The organism is Hymenobacter sp. AT01-02 (assembly GCF_000961955.2).
Taxonomy (GTDB): Bacteria; Bacteroidota; Bacteroidia; order Cytophagales; family Hymenobacteraceae; genus Hymenobacter; species Hymenobacter mucosus.
Map to the genome: position 1 here is coordinate 1 of NZ_JZIR02000271.1, position 593 is coordinate 593.

Sequence of the window (593 nt, forward strand, 5' to 3'; positions counted from 1 at the left end):
CCTGAGTTGACGATAATACCCTGCTGATCCAGCATGTTGCCCGATACCGAGTAGGTGCCTTTGTCGCTGCCGCCCGACATGCGCAGGGTATAGTCCTTGGTGAGGGCCCGGCGGAAGATTTGGTCCTGCCAGTTGGTACCTGTAAAGCCGTCCGGGTAGGAGTCGCCGGCCGTGCCGTTCAGGAAGTCTTCTGGGGCTGGCAGGTAGGTCGAGTCGCCAATAGTTGGGTCGAATCCCTGGATGCCGGGGAAAGGCAGCGTGTTCGGTGCGTAGCCGTTGTAGATTTCAGCGTTGCGCTGCGCCTCATTCTGAAACTGAGCGTACTGATAGGCGTTGAGCATGTTGACGCGCTTGGAAATTTCCGAAACGCTTGTGTTAGCCACTAGCTCGATGCGGTCTTTGTCGGTCTTGCCCTTCTTAGTAGTAATCAGCACTACGCCGTTGGCCCCGCGTGAGCCGTAGATGGCGGTAGCCGATGCATCCTTCAGGATTTCCATCGACTCAATATCCTGGGGGTTGATGTAGGACAAGGCGTTGGTCGACTGCCCTGCCCGCCCGATGGGTTGGCCCCGCCAACGGAAGAACCGGTAGGT

1 protein-coding gene is annotated in these 593 nt (G+C 58.0%); it reads right to left on the minus strand.

Annotated features, from left to right (window positions below; genetic code table 11):
* Window positions 1–593 (minus strand): TonB-dependent receptor plug domain-containing protein (locus VI25_RS23100; protein WP_152981813.1); only part of this gene is annotated, 593 nt, incomplete at both ends.